Source organism: Kitasatospora sp. NPDC023385 (assembly GCF_055664045.1).
Genome location: NZ_JBVOOL010000051.1, coordinates 1 through 19,276 on the forward strand (window position 1 = coordinate 1; position 19,276 = coordinate 19,276).

17 protein-coding genes are annotated in these 19,276 nt (G+C 72.3%); 7 read left to right on the forward strand and 10 right to left on the reverse strand.

From position 1 onward, the window contains the following. Positions 1-149 precede the first annotated feature (149 nt). From AC0B61_RS35985 to AC0B61_RS36005, 5 genes are all read right to left on the reverse strand, one after another. Positions 150-452, reverse strand: coding sequence for a hypothetical protein (locus tag AC0B61_RS35985; protein ID WP_471746576.1), 303 nt, complete (start codon positions 450-452; stop codon positions 150-152). A gap of 61 nt (positions 453-513) precedes the next feature. Beyond that, entirely contained in the window at positions 514-2,196 is a 1,683-nt protein-coding gene (gene murJ / locus AC0B61_RS35990; protein WP_471746578.1) for a murein biosynthesis integral membrane protein MurJ, read from the reverse strand. A 50-nt stretch (positions 2,197-2,246) separates the two neighbouring features. Then, a complete protein-coding gene (locus tag AC0B61_RS35995; protein WP_471746579.1) occupies positions 2,247-2,660 on the reverse strand; it encodes a hypothetical protein in 414 nt (137 codons plus the stop codon). A gap of 36 nt (positions 2,661-2,696) precedes the next feature. Then, positions 2,697-3,239, reverse strand: coding sequence for a hypothetical protein (locus AC0B61_RS36000; protein WP_471746581.1), 543 nt, complete (start codon positions 3,237-3,239; stop codon positions 2,697-2,699). A 251-nt stretch (positions 3,240-3,490) separates the two neighbouring features. Then, positions 3,491-4,933 (reverse strand): transcriptional regulator, encoded by a 1,443-nt coding sequence (locus tag AC0B61_RS36005; RefSeq protein ID WP_471746582.1) that lies wholly within the window; start codon positions 4,931-4,933, stop codon positions 3,491-3,493. A gap of 279 nt (positions 4,934-5,212) precedes the next feature. Between AC0B61_RS36005 and AC0B61_RS36010 the strand changes: the two genes are divergently transcribed. From AC0B61_RS36010 to AC0B61_RS36035, 6 genes are all read left to right on the forward strand, one after another. Beyond that, complete coding sequence (locus AC0B61_RS36010) at positions 5,213-6,064, forward strand: PP2C family serine/threonine-protein phosphatase (RefSeq protein WP_471746584.1); 852 nt, start codon at positions 5,213-5,215, stop codon at positions 6,062-6,064. A gap of 163 nt (positions 6,065-6,227) precedes the next feature. Beyond that, positions 6,228-8,972, forward strand: a complete 2,745-nt coding sequence (locus tag AC0B61_RS36015; protein ID WP_471746586.1) for a PEP-utilizing enzyme — start codon at positions 6,228-6,230, stop codon at positions 8,970-8,972. 17 nt (positions 8,973-8,989) lie between these two features. After that, positions 8,990-9,628 carry a gamma-glutamyl-gamma-aminobutyrate hydrolase family protein gene (locus tag AC0B61_RS36020; RefSeq protein WP_471746588.1) on the forward strand — a complete coding sequence of 213 codons (639 nt, stop codon included), beginning with the start codon at positions 8,990-8,992 and terminating at the stop codon, positions 9,626-9,628. Between the two features lie 19 nt (positions 9,629-9,647). Beyond that, a complete protein-coding gene (locus AC0B61_RS36025; RefSeq protein ID WP_471746589.1) occupies positions 9,648-10,442 on the forward strand; it encodes a phosphocholine cytidylyltransferase family protein in 795 nt (264 codons plus the stop codon). Continuing rightward, on the forward strand, positions 10,439-11,854 hold the full coding sequence (locus AC0B61_RS36030; RefSeq protein WP_471746591.1) for a glutamate ligase domain-containing protein: 1,416 nt from the start codon (positions 10,439-10,441) through the stop codon (positions 11,852-11,854). The genes AC0B61_RS36025 and AC0B61_RS36030 overlap by 4 nt, the downstream gene beginning before the upstream one ends. Further along, positions 11,851-12,771 carry an NUDIX domain-containing protein gene (locus tag AC0B61_RS36035; RefSeq protein WP_471746593.1) on the forward strand — a complete coding sequence of 307 codons (921 nt, stop codon included), beginning with the start codon at positions 11,851-11,853 and terminating at the stop codon, positions 12,769-12,771. The genes AC0B61_RS36030 and AC0B61_RS36035 overlap by 4 nt, the downstream gene beginning before the upstream one ends. Here the strand turns inward: AC0B61_RS36035 and AC0B61_RS36040 are convergent. The 3 genes from AC0B61_RS36040 to AC0B61_RS36050 all read right to left on the reverse strand — a co-directional run bounded on the left by AC0B61_RS36040 (position 12,761) and on the right by AC0B61_RS36050 (position 16,045). Next, positions 12,761-14,095 (reverse strand): UDP-N-acetylmuramate--L-alanine ligase, encoded by a 1,335-nt coding sequence (locus AC0B61_RS36040; protein ID WP_471746595.1) that lies wholly within the window; start codon positions 14,093-14,095, stop codon positions 12,761-12,763. The two genes, AC0B61_RS36035 and AC0B61_RS36040, sit on opposite strands and share 11 nt — an antisense overlap. Before the next feature lie 85 nt (positions 14,096-14,180). Then, positions 14,181-14,933 (reverse strand): NUDIX hydrolase, encoded by a 753-nt coding sequence (locus tag AC0B61_RS36045; RefSeq protein WP_471746597.1) that lies wholly within the window; start codon positions 14,931-14,933, stop codon positions 14,181-14,183. A 137-nt stretch (positions 14,934-15,070) separates the two neighbouring features. Continuing rightward, a complete protein-coding gene (locus tag AC0B61_RS36050; protein WP_471746599.1) occupies positions 15,071-16,045 on the reverse strand; it encodes a hypothetical protein in 975 nt (324 codons plus the stop codon). 370 nt (positions 16,046-16,415) lie between these two features. On the opposite strand from AC0B61_RS36050, the gene AC0B61_RS36055 reads away from it, so the two are divergent. Further along, positions 16,416-17,408, forward strand: coding sequence for an ATP-dependent DNA ligase (locus tag AC0B61_RS36055; RefSeq protein ID WP_471746600.1), 993 nt, complete (start codon positions 16,416-16,418; stop codon positions 17,406-17,408). A gap of 59 nt (positions 17,409-17,467) precedes the next feature. Here the strand turns inward: AC0B61_RS36055 and AC0B61_RS36060 are convergent, their stop codons facing one another. Together AC0B61_RS36060 and AC0B61_RS36065 are read right to left on the reverse strand one after the other, a co-directional pair. Next, positions 17,468-17,908 carry an HU family DNA-binding protein gene (locus AC0B61_RS36060; protein ID WP_471746602.1) on the reverse strand — a complete coding sequence of 147 codons (441 nt, stop codon included), beginning with the start codon at positions 17,906-17,908 and terminating at the stop codon, positions 17,468-17,470. 21 nt (positions 17,909-17,929) lie between these two features. Then, entirely contained in the window at positions 17,930-18,541 is a 612-nt protein-coding gene (locus tag AC0B61_RS36065) for a hypothetical protein (RefSeq protein WP_471746604.1), read from the reverse strand. Positions 18,542-19,276: the final 735 nt, after the last annotated feature.

A 19,276-nucleotide genomic window follows, 5' to 3' on the forward strand; every position in this document is an offset into this window, starting at 1 on the left:
CTGGACCCTCACCCCCACCACCGCATAACGACAGAGGGGCATCCCCACCCGGGGACACCCCTCCACCAACAACAAGATCTTCAGGAGACTTCTAGAACCCAAGCCCGGCTTCGACGCCGGAGGAAGCGAGCCCTTCACTGTGCTGGGGATCAGGCCGGGACGAGGGCGCCTTCTCGGTCCAGGCCGATCACGTGGCTGACCGTTGCGAGGGTTTCGGTCCAGTCGCCGGCGTGGTGGACGGCGCGGTCGTCCACGTACGCGGCCGCACCGAGCTTGGTGCTGGTCACCAGGATCGGACCGCCGACGACGGTCCAGTACGCCCGCTCCGGCGATGGGTCGATGAACGCCGCGATGCCGGAGTACCAGGTGATCCAGTCGGCGACCTCCGGCAGGAAGCCTCGGCCTGGCGGTGTACTTATGTAGGTCCACCAGTTCTGTCCGTTGTCCGCCACTCAGGCAGTAGCCCTCGGGTCACGGCAACGGCCTGACGAACCGTCGGCAACGTGGGGCTGGTCAGCCCAGACCGGGCAGGCTGCGCAGTTCGGAGATGCGGAGCAGTCGGGCCAGCAGCACGAACAGCACCAGCATGGCGATGCCGCCGGCCGCCAGTGCCAGCACAGAGCCGACGACGGGGGCAGAGACAGCACCGGAGCAGATCCGGGCCACCGCCCAGCCGACGGCGCTGGCGGCGCCGGCCGCAGCCGTGAGCTTCCCGTATGTGCGCACGAGCCGCTTGCCGTCCAGGCGGCCTTCCAAACGGCGGCGCAGCTTGAGCCCGGTGACGAGCAGGCCGCCGGCGTAGGCCGCGGCGTAGGCGGCTGCCATGCCGATGACGGCCCAGCGCGGGGGCAGGAAGAGGTGGCAGCCAGTGGCCAGGACGATGTTGAGGCCGGAGATCCAGACCGCCATCCAGAAGGGGGTGCGGGTGTCCTCGAACGCGTAGAAGCCGCGCAGCAGCAGGTATTGGGCGGAGAAGGGGACCAGGCCGAGTGCGAAGGCCTGCAGCGTCTGGCCGAGCGGCTGTGCCGAGCCCGCCCCGCTGCCGCTGTAGGAGAACATCACGGTGGCAATCTGGGGCCCGAAGGCCAGGAAGAAGAAGGCGGCTGGGACGATCGCCACACCGGTGACCCGTAGCGCTCGGGACAGGTCTTCGCGGACATCGCCCAGGCGATGCTCGGCCACTGCTCGGCTCAAGCGCGGCAGCATCGCAGTGACGAGTGAGACCGTGATGATGCCCTGCGGGAGCATCCAGATGTTCTGTGCGAAGAAGTAGGCGCTGTTCCCCGCGCCGACGTTCGGCAAGGCCGCGTCCACCTCGTTGGCGTAGCGCGTCACCACCGTTAGGGTGACCTGGTTGACCAGCACGAACAGCAGGGTCCAGCGCGCCGCCGCCACGCTCTTGCCCAGGCCGGTGCCGCGCCAGTCGAAGCGCGGGCGCCACCTGAACCCTGTCCCGGCGAGATAGGGGATCAGGCACACTGCCTGCAGAGCGATTCCGATCGTGGTGCCGATACCCAGCAGTCGCACTTCGGCCGGGGTCACCGACGCGGCGTCATCCTGGGTCGGCACCAGCCATCGGTACAGGCCGAACATGGTGATCAACACGATGTTGTTCAAGACCGGCGTCCACATCATCGCCCCGAACCGACCGCGGGCATTGAGGACCTGGCCCAGCATGAAGAAGAGCCCGTAGAAGAAGATCTGCGGCAGCAGGAACCGGGCGAAGGTCACCGTCAGCTCGAACAGCTCGTGATTGTCCGGGGTGTCCGGCATGTAGAGGCCCACGATCCACGGAGCGAGCACCACGCCGACGACGGTCCCGACCGCGAGAACGCTCAACACCATGGTGACCAGCCGCTGCTCGTGGGCCAGCCCACCGTCCGCGTGGTCGGCACGCGCCCGGACAAGCTGCGGCACGAGCACCGAGTTCAGCGCACCACCGATCAGTAGCGTGTAGAGACTGGTCGGTAGCGTGTTTGCGGTGTTGTATGCGCCCCCGACCGCCAGCGTGCCCAGCGCGGCGGCCTGCAGCATCAGTCGGAACATCCCCGTTCCGCGCGACACCACGCTGCCCGCCGCCATCAACGCGGACGACCGCAGCAGGCCTCCGGACGCGGCCCCCGAACGACGCCGCGCATGGCGGCGCCGCCCAGAAAGATCCGTCTCCGCCGCCGCTGTGTTCGCTTGATCGACCATGACCTCAAATCTAGGGCCGTGGAGATCGTCTTCGGAAGGAACCGGTGCGGTCAGCGATCGCGCGAGGCAGCCGCGAAGCCAACCGTGATGTCGATTGCGGTGTTCGCCGCGGCGCGGCGAGGGCCCGGCAGGAGAGCTTCGCATGTGCGCAGCAGCTGCGCCGGGTCCGGCGAGGTACGAGCCAGGCGCCGGAAGGGCAGGGCCGCCATGCCGGGCACGGCGTCGACCGTCAGCTCGGAAGGGATCAGACCCAGCCGCTGCACGGTGAGTTCCAGCGTCAGGAGCACCAGCCGGGCGGTGGCGGCGGCGCTGCCCGTCAGGAGGGTGAGCTGTGCGTCCTGGCAGCTTGTGCAGCCGTTGTAGGCGGCGCCGAGGAGTTCCTCGATCTGCTGGTCCGCCGGATCGGCGTCCAGGTCGCTCGTGGTGAGGTGGAGCGGGAAGGGGTGTCGGTGCTGGTCGTTCATCGCTGCCTCCTGGAGCGGGTGTTCGTGTGCCGGAGGTCAGCCAGCGGTCTGCTCCGGCTGGAACAGCCGGGGCCGGTCGGGTTCGGACCAGTCGACAGCGCGGACGACGTCGTAGGACCAGGCCCGCCAGCCGTGGATGCTGCTGTCGAAGTGACCGCCGAGTTGGACGGTCTGGACCCGGACGGGCCGCTGGTCGGCGTCCCATTCCAGGACGGCGGTGACCGGCGAGCCGGCGATGACGGCATAGCCCGGGTGGGCGATGCGGGTGGTCCACGCCGGAGGCGTCATGATCCGGAAGTACGGCGGGTCCTGGTGCTCGGACTTCCACGTGAAGATGACACCTGGGGCGGCGTAGGCCCGGTCGGTGGTCACAAGGGCTGTGGGGACCGGGGGGACGGCCACAGGATTGTGGCCCGGAAGGTCCGATCCCCGCGATAGCCGGGCGTAGACCTTGTCGGTGCCGCTCCTGCGCATCCTGGCAAGGTCGGCCTCGAACAGCTCGACGATCCGAGCGCTGACCGCCTCCCCGATGGCCGCCCGCGCCTGGCCGACCGTCATCACTGCCGCATCACGGACCACGTTGGCACTCCTGTCCTGGATCACCGGGCCGGCGACTTGGCCCCGTCGTCCACGCTAGCGGCCGGGCCGGAAGTGGAGCAGACCATCACCAGAACGAGTGACCGGAGTGGTATGCGGCCCCCGCGCCCGGCGCCCGTACCGACGCGGAGGGGCGAGGTGGTCCTGGGCTTTCATCTGGCGCAGGACGGCGTCCTGGTCGGGCAGGGCGAGCGGGATCAGGGCGTCGGCGGCGAGCACCTGCCGTTGGGTCGTCACCGCCTACCGAGGGCGGCGTGCAGTCTGCCGAAGGCGGGCAGGTCGGTGAAGGAGCGGGTTTCTCCGGCGAGGTCGCGCAGTCGGCGACGGACTCGGGCGGAGTCGACGATCGCGGCGGCTGCGAGTGCTCGGTCGGTGGTGACAGCGGCTTCCTCGAGCGCCCCGGTGTAGACCTGCGCGCGGGCGAGGGCGATGGCGTCGAAGGCGCGGCTGCGGACGCGGTCCTCGTGCCGGTCGTCGGAGGCGACGGTCAGCAGGGCCACCGCGTCGTGGGCGTGCTGGGCGACGCCGGTGCGGCGGCTGAGGAAGAGCAGGACCTCGCCGAGGGTGGAGGACAGCTCGGCGGCGTCCAGGTAGGCGACGAAGGCGGGCGTCGGGCCGGGGCGGTCCTCGGTGAAGACGTCCTGGGCATTGTTGACGGACCGGAGGCTGCCCTGTTGGTCGCCGAGCAGGGCGGCGAAGCGGGCGTCGAGGGCGTGCAGACCTGAGCGGACGACGGGGCTGGCCGTGTTGCGGGCGCCGTAGACGGCGAGGGCAATGCAGTCGCGGGCGAGCTGGCAGTGGTTCACGTAGCCCCAGACCCTGGCGAGGGCCTGGAGAAGGTGCGCGGTCAGGTCGCGGTCGCCGCTCTCCCGGGCGGCCTGGATGGCGAGGGTCAGGTAGCGGGTGGCGGTGGGGAAGTCGGCGCCGTCGTGGGCCGCCCAGCCGACCACCCCCGCGATGTCGGCCAGTTCCCGGAAGAGGAGCCGTCCGGTCTCCTCGGTGTAGCTGCCGTCGCGGATCAGCTTGGTGGAGGCCGCGAGGTGGGCGGAGGCCATGAAGCTCATGCTGGCCCCGCCGCGCAGGTTGTCCATCCGGCGCAGCTCGGTGGTCTGTTCGGCGATCCGGGCGGCGTCGCTGGGGCCGAGCGTGCGCCGGCCCGTCCGGGAGGCCAGCGGCGTACGCGGCTTGCTCCAGGACCAGGACTCAAGGGCTGGGAGCAGCTCGGTGGGGGCGGTCGGGGGCTGGTCTTGGTCGTTGTACTCGGCCGGTTCGCAGACGGGGCCCGCGGCAAGGGTGGCTTGGGTGGAGCGGGCCAGGGTGTCGAGGATCGCGGCGGGCTGGAGGTAGCGGGTGGGGTCGGGCAGGGCGCGGCTGTGCCCGAGGCCGAGGTCTTCGGCGGTGAGGCGGATGCCGCACTTGTCGCCGAGGACGGCGGCGAGCAGTTCGGGCACCGGTTCGCGGGGCTGCTCGCCGTCGAGCCAGCGGCGTACGCGGGAGCCGTCCGGGTTGATCTGGGGGTGTCCCTGCTCGGTGGCGAGGGCGGCCACGGCCCGGCCCAGTCCGTTCTTGCTGAGTCCGGAGATCCGGAACCAGTAGCGGAGGGTGGACTCCCCGCTAGAGGTGGAACTTCCGTCTGGGGTGAGGCTGTTGAGGCCTGTGGGCTGTTCTGGGGTCATCGCTACCTCGCAGCGGACGACGCGGATTTGAGACGGTGGGGAGCTGACCGTAGCGCATATTGTGCGCGCTGTAGTCACCCGGTTGCCAGGGCGCGGCCGGGCCCCGGAAACGTGCGGGTCGAAGCGGTCCGCCGGGCAATTCGCCGGGGCTGCGCCGAACTTCGCCGCCTGCCCGGGACGCGAATCCGACGGGCACGGTGAGGACATCGCGACCGGCGGCCCGGCAGCGCTCCGGTACCGCAGGTGCCTCGCTGCCCGCCCCTCTCCTCTGGAGGACCCATGCCCAGCAGCTTCACCGTCACGACAGCCGCCCGGCCGGGTAGTGCCGACACCGCGCTGGAAGACCGAATCCACCTCGGCCCGGGCGTGGTCGTCGTCCTGGACGGCGTGACCACCGTCGTCGACGACGTCGCGGCGCTGGGCGGGACCTACGCCGACCGGCTGGGTGAGGAGATCGTCGCTCTGGCGGCGGAGTCCGGATCGGACCTGCGGGATGTCCTTTTCGAGGCGATCGCCCGCACCGCGAGGTCCCTGGCGCTGGGCCGGTCGACGGTGCCGGGGCGCTCCCCGCAGGCGACGGTGGCCGTCGGCCGGGTGCGTGAGGGGCGGTTCGAGGCGGCGGTGATCGGGGACAGCCCGGTGGCGGTGGTCCGCTCCGACGGCACGGCGAGCGTGCTCACCGACGGCCGGATCGGGGTGCTGGCCGCACGGCTGCCCGAGCGTCAGGAGCAGTACGAGCGCCTGCGGTCCGGCCAGGGCCGGATCGGGGACGAGCGGCACCGGGAGCTGACCCGCGCGATCATGCGGCAGATGGCCGACCTGGTGAACCAGGACGGCGGCTACTGGATCGCGGGGTCCGACCCGCGGGCCGGGCACGAGGCCCTCGTGGGCAGCTGGCCGCTGGAAGGCTTGTCGGACATCCTCCTGGCCACCGACGGCACTTCCATCGGCGTCGACAAGTACGGCCTGCTCACCTGGCAGGCAATGGCCGCCCACTCCCGTACCCACGGTCCGGACGCCGTCCTCGGCCTGGTCGCCGACGCCGACGCCAGCGACCCCCACGGCCGACGCTGGCCCCGCAGCAAGCCCGGCGACGACAAGGCCCTGGCCCACATGGCCGCCGACGCCTGAACCGCCCGCACCAGGTCCCGGACCGTTCCCGGCGGGCGGGCAAGTGCTCCAACGCCCGCCTTGCGCAGCAGGGTTCGCCGGGTCTTCGCCGGGTCGCGCCGCCTGCCGGACGGGGCACCGCAGCGGGCACCGTGGTGCCCTCGTCACGAAGGAGGTCGCCGCCATGGGCGAAGTCGCCGTTCTGCTCGGCCGGCCATTGCCGCAAGGGCCAAAGTGGGCAGATCCGCACCGGGTCGGCCGGGTCGCCGCGCTTCTGCTGGAGCGTGGTGCCGACGGCGTCGCGGTGCAGAACCTGCCCGCCGACCCGGTCCAGGTTCTCAGCCGTCCGGGCCTGGCCGCCGCCGTGTGGCTGCCCGGGGGCACCATGCTCACCGAGGCCGTCCACCGGGCCCTGTTGGACCAGCACGGGATCGGGGTGTGGACTGGCGGTGTGAGGGCGTCCGGGCCTGGTTACAGCTTCGGACCGCTCGCTCTGCCCGCCTACGAGCGATGCGCGGCCCAGGGATGCGCGCCGCGCACCGGAGGGCCGGCCGCGCTGGCCCGGCACCTGGTCACCCACCACCAGGTACCGGTGGCCGGGCCGCGCCCGGGCCTGGCCGACTGGGCGGACGGCGAACAACGCGCCCGCCTCCTGCTCGCCGGCAAGGACGAAACCCTACGGCGCCTGGCCCACCTGCTGACGACAGTGCAGGTCGACACCGGCCTGTCGGTCAGCTGGGAGCGGTGGCTGGCGGAACGGGAGGCGGTGGTCGCCGACGTGCTGGCGGTCTACCCGGGGCAGGGGGTGATCGCCCGCAGCTGCTCGGTGGGTGAGGACGGCTGGGAGCAGTCCTGCGCCGGGGCGTTCGCGAGCGTCGCGGTGCCCTCCCCGGACCCGGCCTCGGTGGTGGGCGCCGTGGAAGAGGTGTTCGCGTCCTACCCGCAGCCGGCGGGGCGGGTGCTGGTACAGGGCTGGCTGAACCCGGTGCAGGCGAGCGCGGTGGTCACCGGGCGCACCCTGGCGGGCGGGCCGTACGTGAGCGCCTGCGTGGACGCCGTCTCGGGGCGGACCGACACCATCACCTCGGGCGAGGCGGGGGCGGAGACCTGGCTGGTGCGCCACCAGGACGGCGCGGTGGTGCCCGGCGGCGTCGAGGCGGTGCCCGGCGCGGCCGGGCGGCTGGTCGCGGCGGCGGTGGAGGTGGCGCGCTGCGCCGGGAGCAGCCGCGTGGACATCGAGCTGGCCCTGCACGGCGGCGGGGTGCACCTGCTGCAGGCCCGGCCGCTGGCCGCCGCGCCCGTAAGCGTGGACGACGCCCCGGTGTACACGGCGGTGGCCGCGGCCCGGACCGCGCTGGAGCGGCTGGAGCGGGGCGAGCGCGGGCTGCTGCTGTCCAGCATGAGCGACTGGAACCCGGCCGAGATGATCGGCGCCCGCCCGTCGCAGCTGGCCGTCTCCCTGTACAGGTCGCTGATCACCGACGAGGTATGGGCTGAGCAGCGGGCGGAGTACGGCTACCGCGACCTGCGCGGCACCCAGCTGCTGCACGAGATCGCCGGCCACGCCTACATCGACACCACCGCCTCGCTGGCCTCCTTCATCCCCGCCGGCATCGACGACCGCTTGGCCGCTGCCCTGGTGCGGGCGCAGCTGGGACGGCTGCGGACCGATCCGCAGGCCCACGACAAGATCGAGTTCGAGGTGGCGGTGACCTGCTGGAGCCCGCTGGTGGCCGAGCGCACCGCCTACCTGGCCGGGCACGGGATCGGGCGCAGCGCCCGCGAGCGGCTGCACCGGGCACTGGCCGCCGTCACCACGGCCGGGATCACCCGCCTGGACGCGGACCTGGCCGACCTGGCGGCGCTCGCGGTGCCGGTCTCCGCGGACGCCGACCCCGCCCGCCTGCGGCGCAGCGTCGCCCTGGCCCGGCGGGCGGCCGGGGTGTTCGCGCACCTCGCCCGGGCGGCGTTCGTGGCCACCGACCTGCTGCGGGCGCTGGAGACGATGGGCCTGGCCGACCTTCGGGACTCCTGGATGCGGGGCCTTGGCACGGTGGCCACCGAGCTGCAGGTGGATGCCGCGTCGGTGCGCGAGGGCCGGCTCGACTGGGGCGCGTTCGTCGAGCGGTACCGGTGGACACGCCCTGGCACCTACGACCTGACCGTCCCGTCCTACGGTGACAACCCCGAGGGCTACCTCCGGCCGCTGCTCGACCTGCCCGGCCCCGACACCGCAGGCGGCGTCCCGGCCCCCGCGCCCTGGTCCGCCGGCTCGGCGGCGGCGGTCACCGCCGCCCTCGCGCCGCTGGGCGTCGACGCCGCTGTGCTGGAGCGGTTCTGCCGGGAGGCGATCCGCGCCCGGGAGGAGGGCAAGGCCCGCTACGCGGCCTGGGTCAGCGCCGTCCTGGAGGGCTGCGCCGCCCGGGGCGCGGCGGCGGGATTGGACCGCGAGATGGTCCAGCACCTGCGTCTGGAGCACCTTCTGACGGTCAATCAGCAGCAGTGGACGGCCCTGGCGGAGGCCGGGCGCGAGCGGGCGGCGGTGCACGCCCGGGTCGAGCTGCCCGACGTCATCACCTCGCCCGGCGACGTCGACGTCTTCCGGCGGGGCGCCGGGCGGGCGACGTTCGTCGGCTCCGGCCGCGCGAGCGGCCCGGTGTGCCTGCGGCCCACCCCGGGGCTGGTCCCGCCGCCGGGAGCGGTCGTCGTGATGGAGGCCGCCGACCCCGGCATGGACTGGGTGCTCGCCCACCCCATCGGCGCCCTGGTCACCGCGTACGGCGGCGCCAACAGTCACATGGCGATCCGCTGCGCCGAGCTCGGCCTGCCCGCCGCGATCGGCATCGGCCCGCAGCAGTTCGAGGCGTGCCGCGCGGCCACCGAGCTGGTGGTCGACGCCGCAGCCGGGCGCCTGCAGGTGCTGCGGTGAGCGCCGGAGCCGGATGGGTGGCCCTCAGCCAACGGGTGATCGGCTTCCGGCAGGAGCGGGGTGACTACCTCGACGGGCGCTGGGCCCGCCTGCTGGCCGGGCACCGCCTTCTGCCGGTGCCCGGTGACCTCGCCGCCGCCCGCCGCCAGCTGGACGGCATGCCGCTGGCCGCGATCGTGCTCACCGGCGGCAACGACCTGGCCGGCCTGCCCGCGGCAACGGACGTCGCCGAGATGCGCGACCAGGTCGAGCAGCACCTGATCGAGGTGGCTGCCGCCCGCCGGATTCCGGTGGTCGGGATCTGCCGGGGCGCGCAGCTGATCACCCGCCACCTGGGCGCCCGCCTCGGCGACGACGCCCCCGGGCACGCCGGCACCCGTCACCCCCTCACCACCACCGGCGCCGTCCCCGCCGCCTGGTGCTGGCCGGCACGGTTCGACGTCGCCTCCCACCACCGCTTCACCCTGCCCACCGCCGAGCAGCTGCCCGACGCCCTCATCCCACTGGCCACCGCGGCGGACGGCACCGTCGAAGCCTTCACCCACCGCGACCTGCCCTGGACCGGACTGATGTGGCACCCCGAACGCGAGGACCCCGCGCACGGGCCCGGGCCCGGCACCCGGGCCCTGCTGCACCTGATCGACCCGACCACCTGAACCTGAAGGAGAGCCTTCCGTGCACACCGTCGTCCTCGCCGCCGGCCGGGGCTCGCGCCTCGGCGCGGCCACCGAGCAGCGCCCCAAGCCGCTCACCCCGCTCGCCGACCGCACCCTGCTGGCCCGGCTGCTGACCGCCTTCGAGAGGGCCGGCCTGCACCAGACCACGCTGGTGACCGGCTACCGCGCCGACGACCTGGCCGCCGCCGCACCCGGCTGCCGCACCGTTCACAACCCGGCCTGGGCCACCACCAGCATCGCCACCAGCCTCCTGGCCGCCGCCGACGCCGGAGCCCTCGACCACGGAGCCGTCGTGACCTACGGCGACATCACCGTGGAACCCCGCGTCCTGACCACCCTGCTCGACGCCCCGGCCGCCGACCTCTGCCTGCCCGTCAACACCCGCTGGCTCGACCTGTGGCAGCAGCGCATGCCCGACCCGCTCGCCGACGCCGAACGCCTCCTGCTGAACCCCGACGGCACCCTCGCCGACATCGGCGGCCAGCCCGCCCACCTCGACGAAGTCCACGGCCAGTTCATGGGCCTGCTGCGCCTGTCCCCCACCGGCGCCCGCACCCTCACCGACTTCTACCGCCACCACCAGCAGCGCACCGACGGCGCAGCCAGCTGGGACACCACCGCCCTGCTGCGCGCCTTCCTCAAGGGCGGCCACCGCATCGCCACCGCCCCCGTCGCCGGCGGCTGGCTGGAGACCGACACCCCCGACGACCACGCCCTCTACGAGCGCCTGCACGCCGCCGGCGTCCTGGCCGAGCTGTGCGACCTGGCCACCACCGAAGGAGCCGAGAAGTGACCACCACCCCCGCGCCCGCCACCACGCCCCAGCCCGGAAACCCGCTGGCCGGGCACGCCGTGCACCTCAACGGCCTCGGAGGCAAGGGCATCGCCCCCGCCGCCGCCCTGGCGCTGGCCGCAGGGATGACCGTCTCCGGCGACGACCTCACCTCCAACCACCGCACCAGCGCCCTCGCCGCCGCCGGAGCCACCGTCACCCTCGGCGCCAACCACACCCCCACCAGCGGCCTGCACGTGGCCACCGCCGCCCTGCCGCCCACCGGCACCGCCGGACCGCTGCGCCTGGAACGCCTGGAGTTCGTCAACCACCTGCTCACCACCCGCGGCAAGCGCCAGATCGCGGTCACCGGCTCCCTCGGCAAGTCCACCGCCTGCGCCGTCCTCCACCAGATTCTCGCCCCGCTCGACCCCTGCGCCTACATCGGCGCCGACGTCCCCCGCCTGCTGTGCGGCGCGGCCCTGACCGACGGCCCGTGGGCGGTGGTCGAGGCGTGCGAGTACCGCGACGCCTACACCGCGCTCACCCCCGAGATCGCCATCGCCCTCAACATCACCAGCAACCACGAGGACCACTTCGGCACCGGCACCGGCGGCTTCGCCCGCAGCCTCGCCGCCTTCCTCACCGCCCGCCCGCTCCAGCTCGCCGTCATGCCCGCCGACGTCGCCGACCTGCTCCACCCCCACCTGCTCGAACTCGGCTCCACCCCCGACATCGACACCATCGGCGACGACGCCGACTGGACCGTCACCATCACCGACGCCACCCCCCACGGCACCACCTTCGACCTCCACCACCACGGCAACCGCGCCGGAACCTGGACCGTCCCCGCCCCCGGCCGCCACCTCGTCACCGCCGCCGCCTGCGCCGCCATCACCTCCCTCCACCTCGGCATCGCCCCCACCGACAGCGCGGAGGCCCTGCGCGCCTTCCGCCTCCCACTGCGCCGCATGTCCACCATGCACACCGACCCGAACCTCGTGGTCGTCGACGACAACGCACGCCAGCCCGACCAGATCGCCGCCCTCCTCCAGGGCCTGCGCCAGGCCCACCCCGACCGCCACCTCGTCCTGGCCGTCGCCCCCTGGGGCACCCGCAACAAGCGCGACCTCGCCGCCTGGGCGCCCGCCCTCGCCGAAGCCGACACCGTCTGGGTGCTGCCCGTCGGCGCAGCCGCCGTCCCCGGCGGCGAAGACCCCGACGCCGACACGCGCCTGGCCAACCTCATCCGCCTCGACGGCACCCCCGCCTACGTCGCCGCTCCCGGCATCCCGCTGCGCCAGCTCCTGCCCGCCGGCCGCCGCCCGGGCCCGCTGCTGGTCGCCACCGCCGGCTACGACGCCTCCGTCGGCGCGTTCACCGGCCTGCACGACCAGGTCATCGAGACCTTCGCCGCCAAGGCCCGCGCATGAGCGGCGCCGCCCCGCCCGTGCGGGTCACCCTTGTGGCCACCTTCGACGACGGCACCGTGCTCACCGACCGATCCACCCGCCTGCCCGGCCAGGCCCTCACGGGCCCCGCAGTGCCGACAGCCGCCGTCGAACACCTCGCCCGCGGCCTGCACCGCGCACCCGGCGGCCCGAGCCCCGCGCTGGCGGCCGTCGACCACACCGCCGCGGGCCTCAACCTGCTCGTCCACCTCGGCCCGCTGCCCGCCGCCCCCGCCCCGGCCGGCCACCGGCGCGCACCGTACGGGGCGTTCCTCGCCGGGCTCGGCCCCGCCGACGCCGCCGCGGCGCGTACGGCGGTACGCGCCGCGCTGCTCGGCCGCCCGCGCGTCGATCTCTTCGACGGCCAACCGGACGGCCACGCCCCGACCAAGACCGAGCGCACCGGCGCCACCTACACCTGGCACCCCGTCAGCCACCCGGCACCCGCCGCCCCGGTGGTCCAGGTCTGGGGCTGGCTCCTCGACCCGGACGGCCGGGCCCTGCTGATGGTGGACGATCGGGGCGTACCGAGCCTGCCCGGCGGGCGGCCCGAACCCGGCGAGGACGACCGCACCACGCTGACCCGAGAAGCTGACGAAGAGGCCGCCGCGACCATCGGCTCCCCGCGCCCGCTCGGCGACCAGGCGCTCCACCGGCCCGGCCGCCCCACCGTGCTGCAGCGCCGAATGACGGCCGACCTGCTCTCCCTCGGCCCCGCCCGGCCGGACCCCGACACCGGCGAGACGTACGCCCGTCTCCTGGCCCCCGCCCGGTGGGCCAACCTGGTGCTGGGCTGGGGCCCCGAGGGAGACGAACAGGCCGCCGCCCTGGCGGCCGGTGACCACCAGGGCGGCATCGAAGCAGTTCCCGAGCAGGGCCTGACGCTGCTCACGCAGTGAGCGGCTCCCCCAGCTCGGTGACGTCCCCGGCCCCGAGGAGCAGCACCACGTCCTCGGGGCCGGCCGTCTCCCGCAGCACCCGCACCAGCTCCGCCCGACCCGGCGACATCGCGACCTTGTCCGCCCCGCCGGTGGCCTGCGCCAGCTGCTCGGCCACGTGCCCCCACTGTGCCGGGTTCTCCCGGGCCGGGTAGACCGGCTCCACCCACGCGCCGTCCGCCTTGCCCAGCGCCGCCAGGAACTCCTCCAGGAACTGCTGGGTCCGGGAGAACAGGTGCGGCTGGAACACCGCGAACACCCGGCCGCCCTGCCCCGCGATCTGGCGCCCCGCCGACAGCGCGGCCTCCACCTCCACCGGGTGGTGCGCATAGTCGTCGACCACCCGCGCCCCGCCGGGGGTGCGCCCGCGCAGCTCGAACCGCCTCGCCACCCCCGGGTAGGACAGCAGCGCCGCCCGGATCGCCTCCGGCGTGCACCCTTCGCGCAGCGCCAGGTAGACCACCAGCGCGGCGTTGCGCAGCTGGTGCTCGCCGGGCTGGTTGACCTCGTACTCCTCACCGGCCCACCGGAAGGCGAGCGGCCGGCCCTCGATCAGTTCCGGCTCCACCACCGTCAGGTTCGCCACCAGCGGGCGCAGGTACGAGGCGGCCTGCTCGGTCACTACCGTCTCCCGGGCCCAGTTGGCGAACTCCGCGAGCACCTCGGCGACGTCCTGCACGCTCCGGTACCCGGCGTCGCCGACGTGGTCCAGGTCGACGTTGGTGACCACCGCCGTGTCGACCCGGTAGCTGAGCAGGCTCTTGTCCGACTCATCCGCCTCGATCACCAGCAGGTCGCCCCGGCCGGCGGCGGCGTGCACGCCCGGCGGGCGCAGCAGGGCGCCGACGACGTACGAGGGGTCCGCGCCGCACTCGGTGAGCACGTGGGCCCCGAGCGAGCTGGTGGACGACTTGCCGTGGGCTCCGGCGACGGCGATGGTGCGGCGGATCTCGGTGATCTCGGCCAGCAGGCCGGAGCGGTGCAGCTCGGCCACTCCCAGCTCGCGGGCCCGGGCCCGCTCGAGGTGGTCGGGCTTGATCGCGGAGGAGTAGACGATCTGGGCCGGGGCGGCCGGCACATGGTCGGCGCTGTGGCCGACCACCATGCCGGTCAGCCCGGCGGTCTGCAGCGACTTCAGGTACATCGTGGATTTCATGTCCGAGCCGGTGACCTCGGCGCCGAGCTTCTGCGCGATGAGGGCCAGGCCGGAGACGCCGCACCCGCCGACTCCGACGAAGTGCAGGCGGCGGCCGGCGAACGGCAAGGTGGCGGTGGGTTCAGGCATATGCGCACTCTACCGACGGAACGTGATGATCGAATGACGCTAAGCGATCATGGGTCGGTCTCGGCGCCCGCTGACCTGGCAACTCCTATACGAATGCGGCTTTGTCCCGGTTCGGCAACAGCTCCGCCGTGTAGCGGCCGACGACCGGGGCGAGAAAGTCCACTGTGTCGCCGAGCGCCACCACGTCCGCCTCGGAGTATGCCACCGCCAGCTGGTCGAGCTCGGGCACGAGTCCGCGCTCACGCTCGGCGCCGGTCAGCTCCAAGTGGTGCTTGAGCACCAGGTCAGCAGGAAGTTCCGGGGCGCGGAAGTGCACGCCGACGTTGCCGTGCTCCCCGCGGGTGACTGCCCACACGGCAAGCTCCTCCGCCGCGACGGCCACCCCGGTCTCCTCCAAGAGCTCGCGGGCGGCATGACGCCCCAGACCCAGCGCATCCAGTGGGTCGCCAGCTGCCGGCGGCTCCACCGACCCTCCGGGAAGGGCCCAGCGGCCCGGGTGCGCCGTAGCCGACGAACCCCGGCCCACGACCAGCCCACCGCCGTCGGTCGGCTGGAGAACCGTCACGAACAGCGAGGCAGGCTTCCAGGACGCCCCCTCGACCTTCCGCAGCCCGCGGTAGCGGTAGCTGGACCGGGCCCAGCTCAGAGTCAGCCCATCCGGCAGCTCCTGCCCGATGCCGAGGCAGGTCACCGCGGGGCCATCGAAGAAGGCCGGCTGCCGCTCCAGGGCCTCCAACCAGAAGCGCTCCACTGCCCGCTGCTCCTCGGGGGTGAGCACAGGAAGATCCATCTCACGGAACCCCAGACGCGGAGCAGGGAAGAACTCAACGGCGCTCATCCCGACATCCTGACACCGGCCGCCCGCTCCAACGAACTCTGGCCCCGAGTACAACAGTGCGCGGTGGCGGACTCCCGCCGCATCCAGCCCCCGACCGGTGCGCGGCGGGTCGACTGGCCGGCCGCCACCCGGGGCGGCTATGCGCAGACCTGGAACGCCGCCGCGTTCTCCTCAGCCCTGTTCCCGGCCGCCCGTTCCTGCGCCTTGCGGCCTGCGGACCACCGCAGGTCACGCAGTTGCAGCTCGTGGAGGCCGTCGGCGCTGGCGAGCGTCATGACGCAGCCGGAGCGGTCGCTGCCCAGCCCGAAGCGGTCGGTGTCGGGCTCGGAGCAGCGGCACCGGCGGTCGGTGACCTCGAGATTCAGGCCGACCAGGGGATGGGTGAGCAGCTTGAGGAGCCGGGGGTGCTCCGGCGTGCTGATCATCTCCAGCTTCCACCGCCACCCGGGCGGGTTCGGGTCGGACCAGAGGTCGCTGCCGCCGTAGCCGCCAGGGAACGCGGTGACGTTGAGTCGGCGCAGCAGGGCGCTGCTGAAGTGGGGGTCGAGTCGGCGGGATGCTCGCCACTGCTCGACGTCGTGTTCGGCCGGGCACATGTCCGGGGAGCGGAAGCAGGGGTGATCCCCGCAGGTGAGTGCTTGTTCGGCGAGGGTGGCGGCTGCGCGCTCCCACCAGTGGACGGGGAAGCCGTTGAGCTTGATCCGGGCGCCGGTGCCGAGCTGGGTGAGCAGGACGTGGTGGTTGGTGGTGGTGTAGCGCAGCCCGCCAGCACCGTGCACCGAGTTGTCCGGGCCGGGGTCGACTGGGAGCAGTGCCTGTGCCCAGTGCCAGACGGCGTACGGCTCGGGCTCCAGCGTGATGGTCAGCAGGTCGGCTTCCGGGTGGAGGGACTGGATGCCCATCGGGTGCACCGAGACGGTGGACAGTCCCCGGCCGCGGTGCAGGACGGTGCTCTCCAGCCGGGCCTGGCCGGCGGTGGACGCCGCAGGAATGACGGGCAGGCCGGGCTCCCAGGTGCGCAGTAGCCGTTCCAGTACGGCTCGGTACTTCTCGCCGGTGACCTTGGTGCGCAGCTTGGCCATGTGCTGGAGCTGGGGTGTGATGTCGTTCATCGCCGATCCCGTGCACGCGCAGCCGGGCCCCGGTCGGCGGCACGCTGTGTGGGCGGGTCGACGGCATCGTGCTGCGGTAGTGCCAGAGTGCTGGTGCTTGGGACCGAACTCGGCTGCCTGGTCGGGGCCGCGCGGCAGGCGACGGTCGGGCGCTCTGCCTGCCCGCGGAAAGCCAAGCAGCCACGCGTGTGGGTCAACGGTCGACACGCCGCACCGTTCATCCGGACGGAGGGCCGGCCGGGGTGGTGGGGTCGGTCGCTGTCGGGGTCCCGTCCTCGCCTGGGCCCGGCCTCCCGCTGGGTGTTGGCCACGCCCGCTTCGGCGGGCGGTGCGGGAGCATCCTGGATGTGAGCAGCTGGAGGCGGTGTCCGTGTCGAAGTCCCCGAAGGTGGCGTTCCCCTTCAAGGTGACGCCGTTCGAACTTCCGGTGGAGCTCGCGCTGGCCCGCCCGGTCGCTGCTGTGCCCGAGGCGGGGAGCCTCCGGTGGTTCGAGCCCAAGGCGGACGGCTGGAGGGTGTGTCTGCGCACCGGTCCGCGCGCCGCAGTGTTCAGCCGCCACGGCACGGACCTGACCCGGGCGTTCTCGGACATCGCGGCTGTGGCCGCTGGTTTGCCGGAGGCGGTTGTGGACGGCGAACTGCTGGCCGTGAAGCCGGACGGCGCTCTGGCCTTCGGTCTGCTGCAGACCCGCGCGGGCGGACGCGGCCCACGCCCCGGGGAGGGCTTCCATGTCCAGGTCGCCGCGTTCGACCTGCTGGCCGTCGGCGCGGACAACCTCCTCCCCCGGCCTCTCGTAGAACGCCGCGCCAAGCTGCTCGACCTGCTCCCCGAAGGTGGGCGGATCTGGCCGCTGCCGACCACCGCCGACCCGGAGCAGGCCAAGGGCTGGTTCGGGTCACTGGGCGGCGGCATTGAAGGTTGCGTGATCAAGGACTCCTCACAGCCGTATCGGCCGGGGCGCCGCTCCGACTGGCTGAAGTACCGGGTGAAGGACAGTACGAGCGCCGTCGTCCTCGGCATCACCCCGGGCGCGACCCCCGCCTCCCAGGGCGCCGTTCTCGGGCTGCCCGACAGCAGCGGCCGGCTGCGCCCGGTCGGGGTCAGCCTCCCGCTGCCACCTGCGGTACGGGCGGCGCTGGCCTCCCGCCTGCGACCGGCCGCCGCCGAGCTGGCCGAGCTGCCCGGCACGGTCGGGGGGCTGCCCGGCAGCCCCCCGGTTCTCTACCGGCCGGTGGTGCCGACCATCGTCGTCGACATTGAGGTCGACGCCGGCCAGCTCGAGTTCGGGCGCTGGCGCCACCGACCTCTCGTCCTGCGCGTCCGAGCCGACCTGCGGACCGACCAGTTGACCACACCAGAATGATCGCCGCACTGCGGGAATGGTAGATAGGAGCCATCTTGCGGCAGTCAAGGAAGTACCGCTCAGCCTCTCTTTGCGCTCGTCTTGGACGCCTTTGCCGCAGTGGTTTTCTTCCCCGCAGCGGCGCTGGTCTTCTTTGTCGTCGTCTTGGACGCCTTTGCCGCAGTGGTTTTCTTCCCCGCAGCGGCGCTGGTCTTCTTTGCCGTCGTCTTCGACGCCTTTGCGGCACTCGTACTGGCGCGGCCCTCTCTGGGCAGCTTTTCCATCACGACATCGAAGGGGGCAACCCCGGTGATAGAGACTCGCTCGCCCCCGCTCACCGCCTCGATCAAAGTGTCAAGGATGGCGCCAACGGCGTGCGCTGCGGCGCGGGGATCGTTGAGCTGGTCAGCGACGATCCCGATGAGGCTTGCTCGGGTGAAGCCGATCCCGATCCTTGTCGGCAGCGGCTCGGGATCAGGTTCAGAGGATTCCTGAGCTCCTGCCGGGTTACCGCTGTTCACTGCTTCGATCTCCCTAGTCTGTCACCTAAAGGCAAGAGTGGCTGCCACCGCAAGCCAGGTTTCGGCAATGAGGACGACAAATCCCATGACGAACCAGTGAGCACGAGTACCCAGTTCATTTTCATTCCTACTCACCGCGTCCTGCATCCCTAGGACAGCCGCATGGCGCAGCCTGCTCTCTGTCTCGTTGGACGCGAGGATTGACGTGGCATGCGGACCGAAATGCCATTCCTTCGCAGGAAGTAGAACCATCAACGTGGAGAGGCCGACCAAAAACATAGCTAACAGCAAGCCCACAATTACGCCAACGGGAAAAGCGTGGTCCTTTTTCGCGCCTGCTGTTGTCGCGAATGATGCAATTACAGCTGCAATTGTGATTAGGCCGACCGCCCGACTTCTAAGACTCTCCAGGGTGGCATTTTGCTGAGCCAACCCGGCAAGGGCCGCATCGTAAGCGAGTTTGTACTTGACTGGCGGTTCGCCTGCTTCCAGCCCGAAGCCGGGCACACTCGTGCCTGCATGTACTTGGGCTAGGGTCGCTGTCTCCGGAGCCAGGCCCATGGAGGCGAGGACCGCGTCAACCGCATCCGCCGCAGAGCCTTCGTCTCCAAGCCGCTCGGAGACCGCCTGCACAAGTGCCGCCCGGGCGGAGTCAGCTCCTGCCCCCGCCGACAGTGGTTCCGGGGCCGGCCGACCCGCAGGCTGAGGTGTCCCCACCCCGCCCTGATCCGCGTTCCCACTAGCGTCCATCGCGTCGGCCCCACGCATTCCGTCACTAGCACGTGGTGCGGCCACCATCTATACGAAGCAAGTGGCACGGAAACGCACCGCACTGTCCAGCACTAACTATCACCTGAATGTCCATACCTGATGGTGCTCTGCGCTGGCAGACCCATCGATGATCACACCAATGCCGCAACCTTCGTCTCACCCGGCGTAACACCAGCCCCCGCACTGCAACCCGCATAGTCCCGTCGTGGCAGCAGCTGGGGTGGGCCAGATCCCGCTCGTCGTGCATCGCCTGTCACCGCCAGCCAATGCCGTACCTGATGACTGAGCCGGGAGGACGTGCCGCGAGTGAAACACCGCTGAGTCTTGTCCACATACGCCCACCCTTGCTGACAGCCGGGATCGTCATCGTCAACGGGAAATACGGCGGGTTCCGAATACGTGCCGGTTACCAGCTACTGAAGTTGAATCCGTGATGTCGCTCGGATGGGTGAAGCAGTAGCGTTCGCCTGCCCGCGGAGGGTCGGCCCCGGTAGTCGTGTGGTGTGAGGTATGCACAGGGCGGCGGTTTGACCGACGCGGAGAGGGCCGCGCGGGAGCGGATCCGGCGGCAGGCCGTGGAACGCTTCGAGAGCGGCG

Excerpts from the sequence above, each read along its gene's own strand:
- murJ (WP_471746578.1), bottom strand. The coding sequence starts at position 2,196 with ATGGTCGATCAAGCGAACACAGCGGCGGCGGAGACGGATCTTTCTGGG.
- AC0B61_RS35995 (WP_471746579.1), bottom strand. The coding sequence starts at position 2,660 with ATGAACGACCAGCACCGACACCCCTTCCCGCTCCACCTCACCACGAGC.
- AC0B61_RS36005 (WP_471746582.1), bottom strand. The coding sequence starts at position 4,933 with ATGACCCCAGAACAGCCCACAGGCCTCAACAGCCTCACCCCAGACGGA.
- AC0B61_RS36010 (WP_471746584.1), top strand. The coding sequence starts at position 5,213 with ATGCCCAGCAGCTTCACCGTCACGACAGCCGCCCGGCCGGGTAGTGCC.
- AC0B61_RS36015 (WP_471746586.1), top strand. The coding sequence starts at position 6,228 with ATGGGCGAAGTCGCCGTTCTGCTCGGCCGGCCATTGCCGCAAGGGCCA.
- AC0B61_RS36035 (WP_471746593.1), top strand. The coding sequence starts at position 11,851 with ATGAGCGGCGCCGCCCCGCCCGTGCGGGTCACCCTTGTGGCCACCTTC.
- AC0B61_RS36040 (WP_471746595.1), bottom strand. The coding sequence starts at position 14,095 with ATGCCTGAACCCACCGCCACCTTGCCGTTCGCCGGCCGCCGCCTGCAC.
- AC0B61_RS36045 (WP_471746597.1), bottom strand. The coding sequence starts at position 14,933 with ATGAGCGCCGTTGAGTTCTTCCCTGCTCCGCGTCTGGGGTTCCGTGAG.
- AC0B61_RS36050 (WP_471746599.1), bottom strand. The coding sequence starts at position 16,045 with ATGAACGACATCACACCCCAGCTCCAGCACATGGCCAAGCTGCGCACC.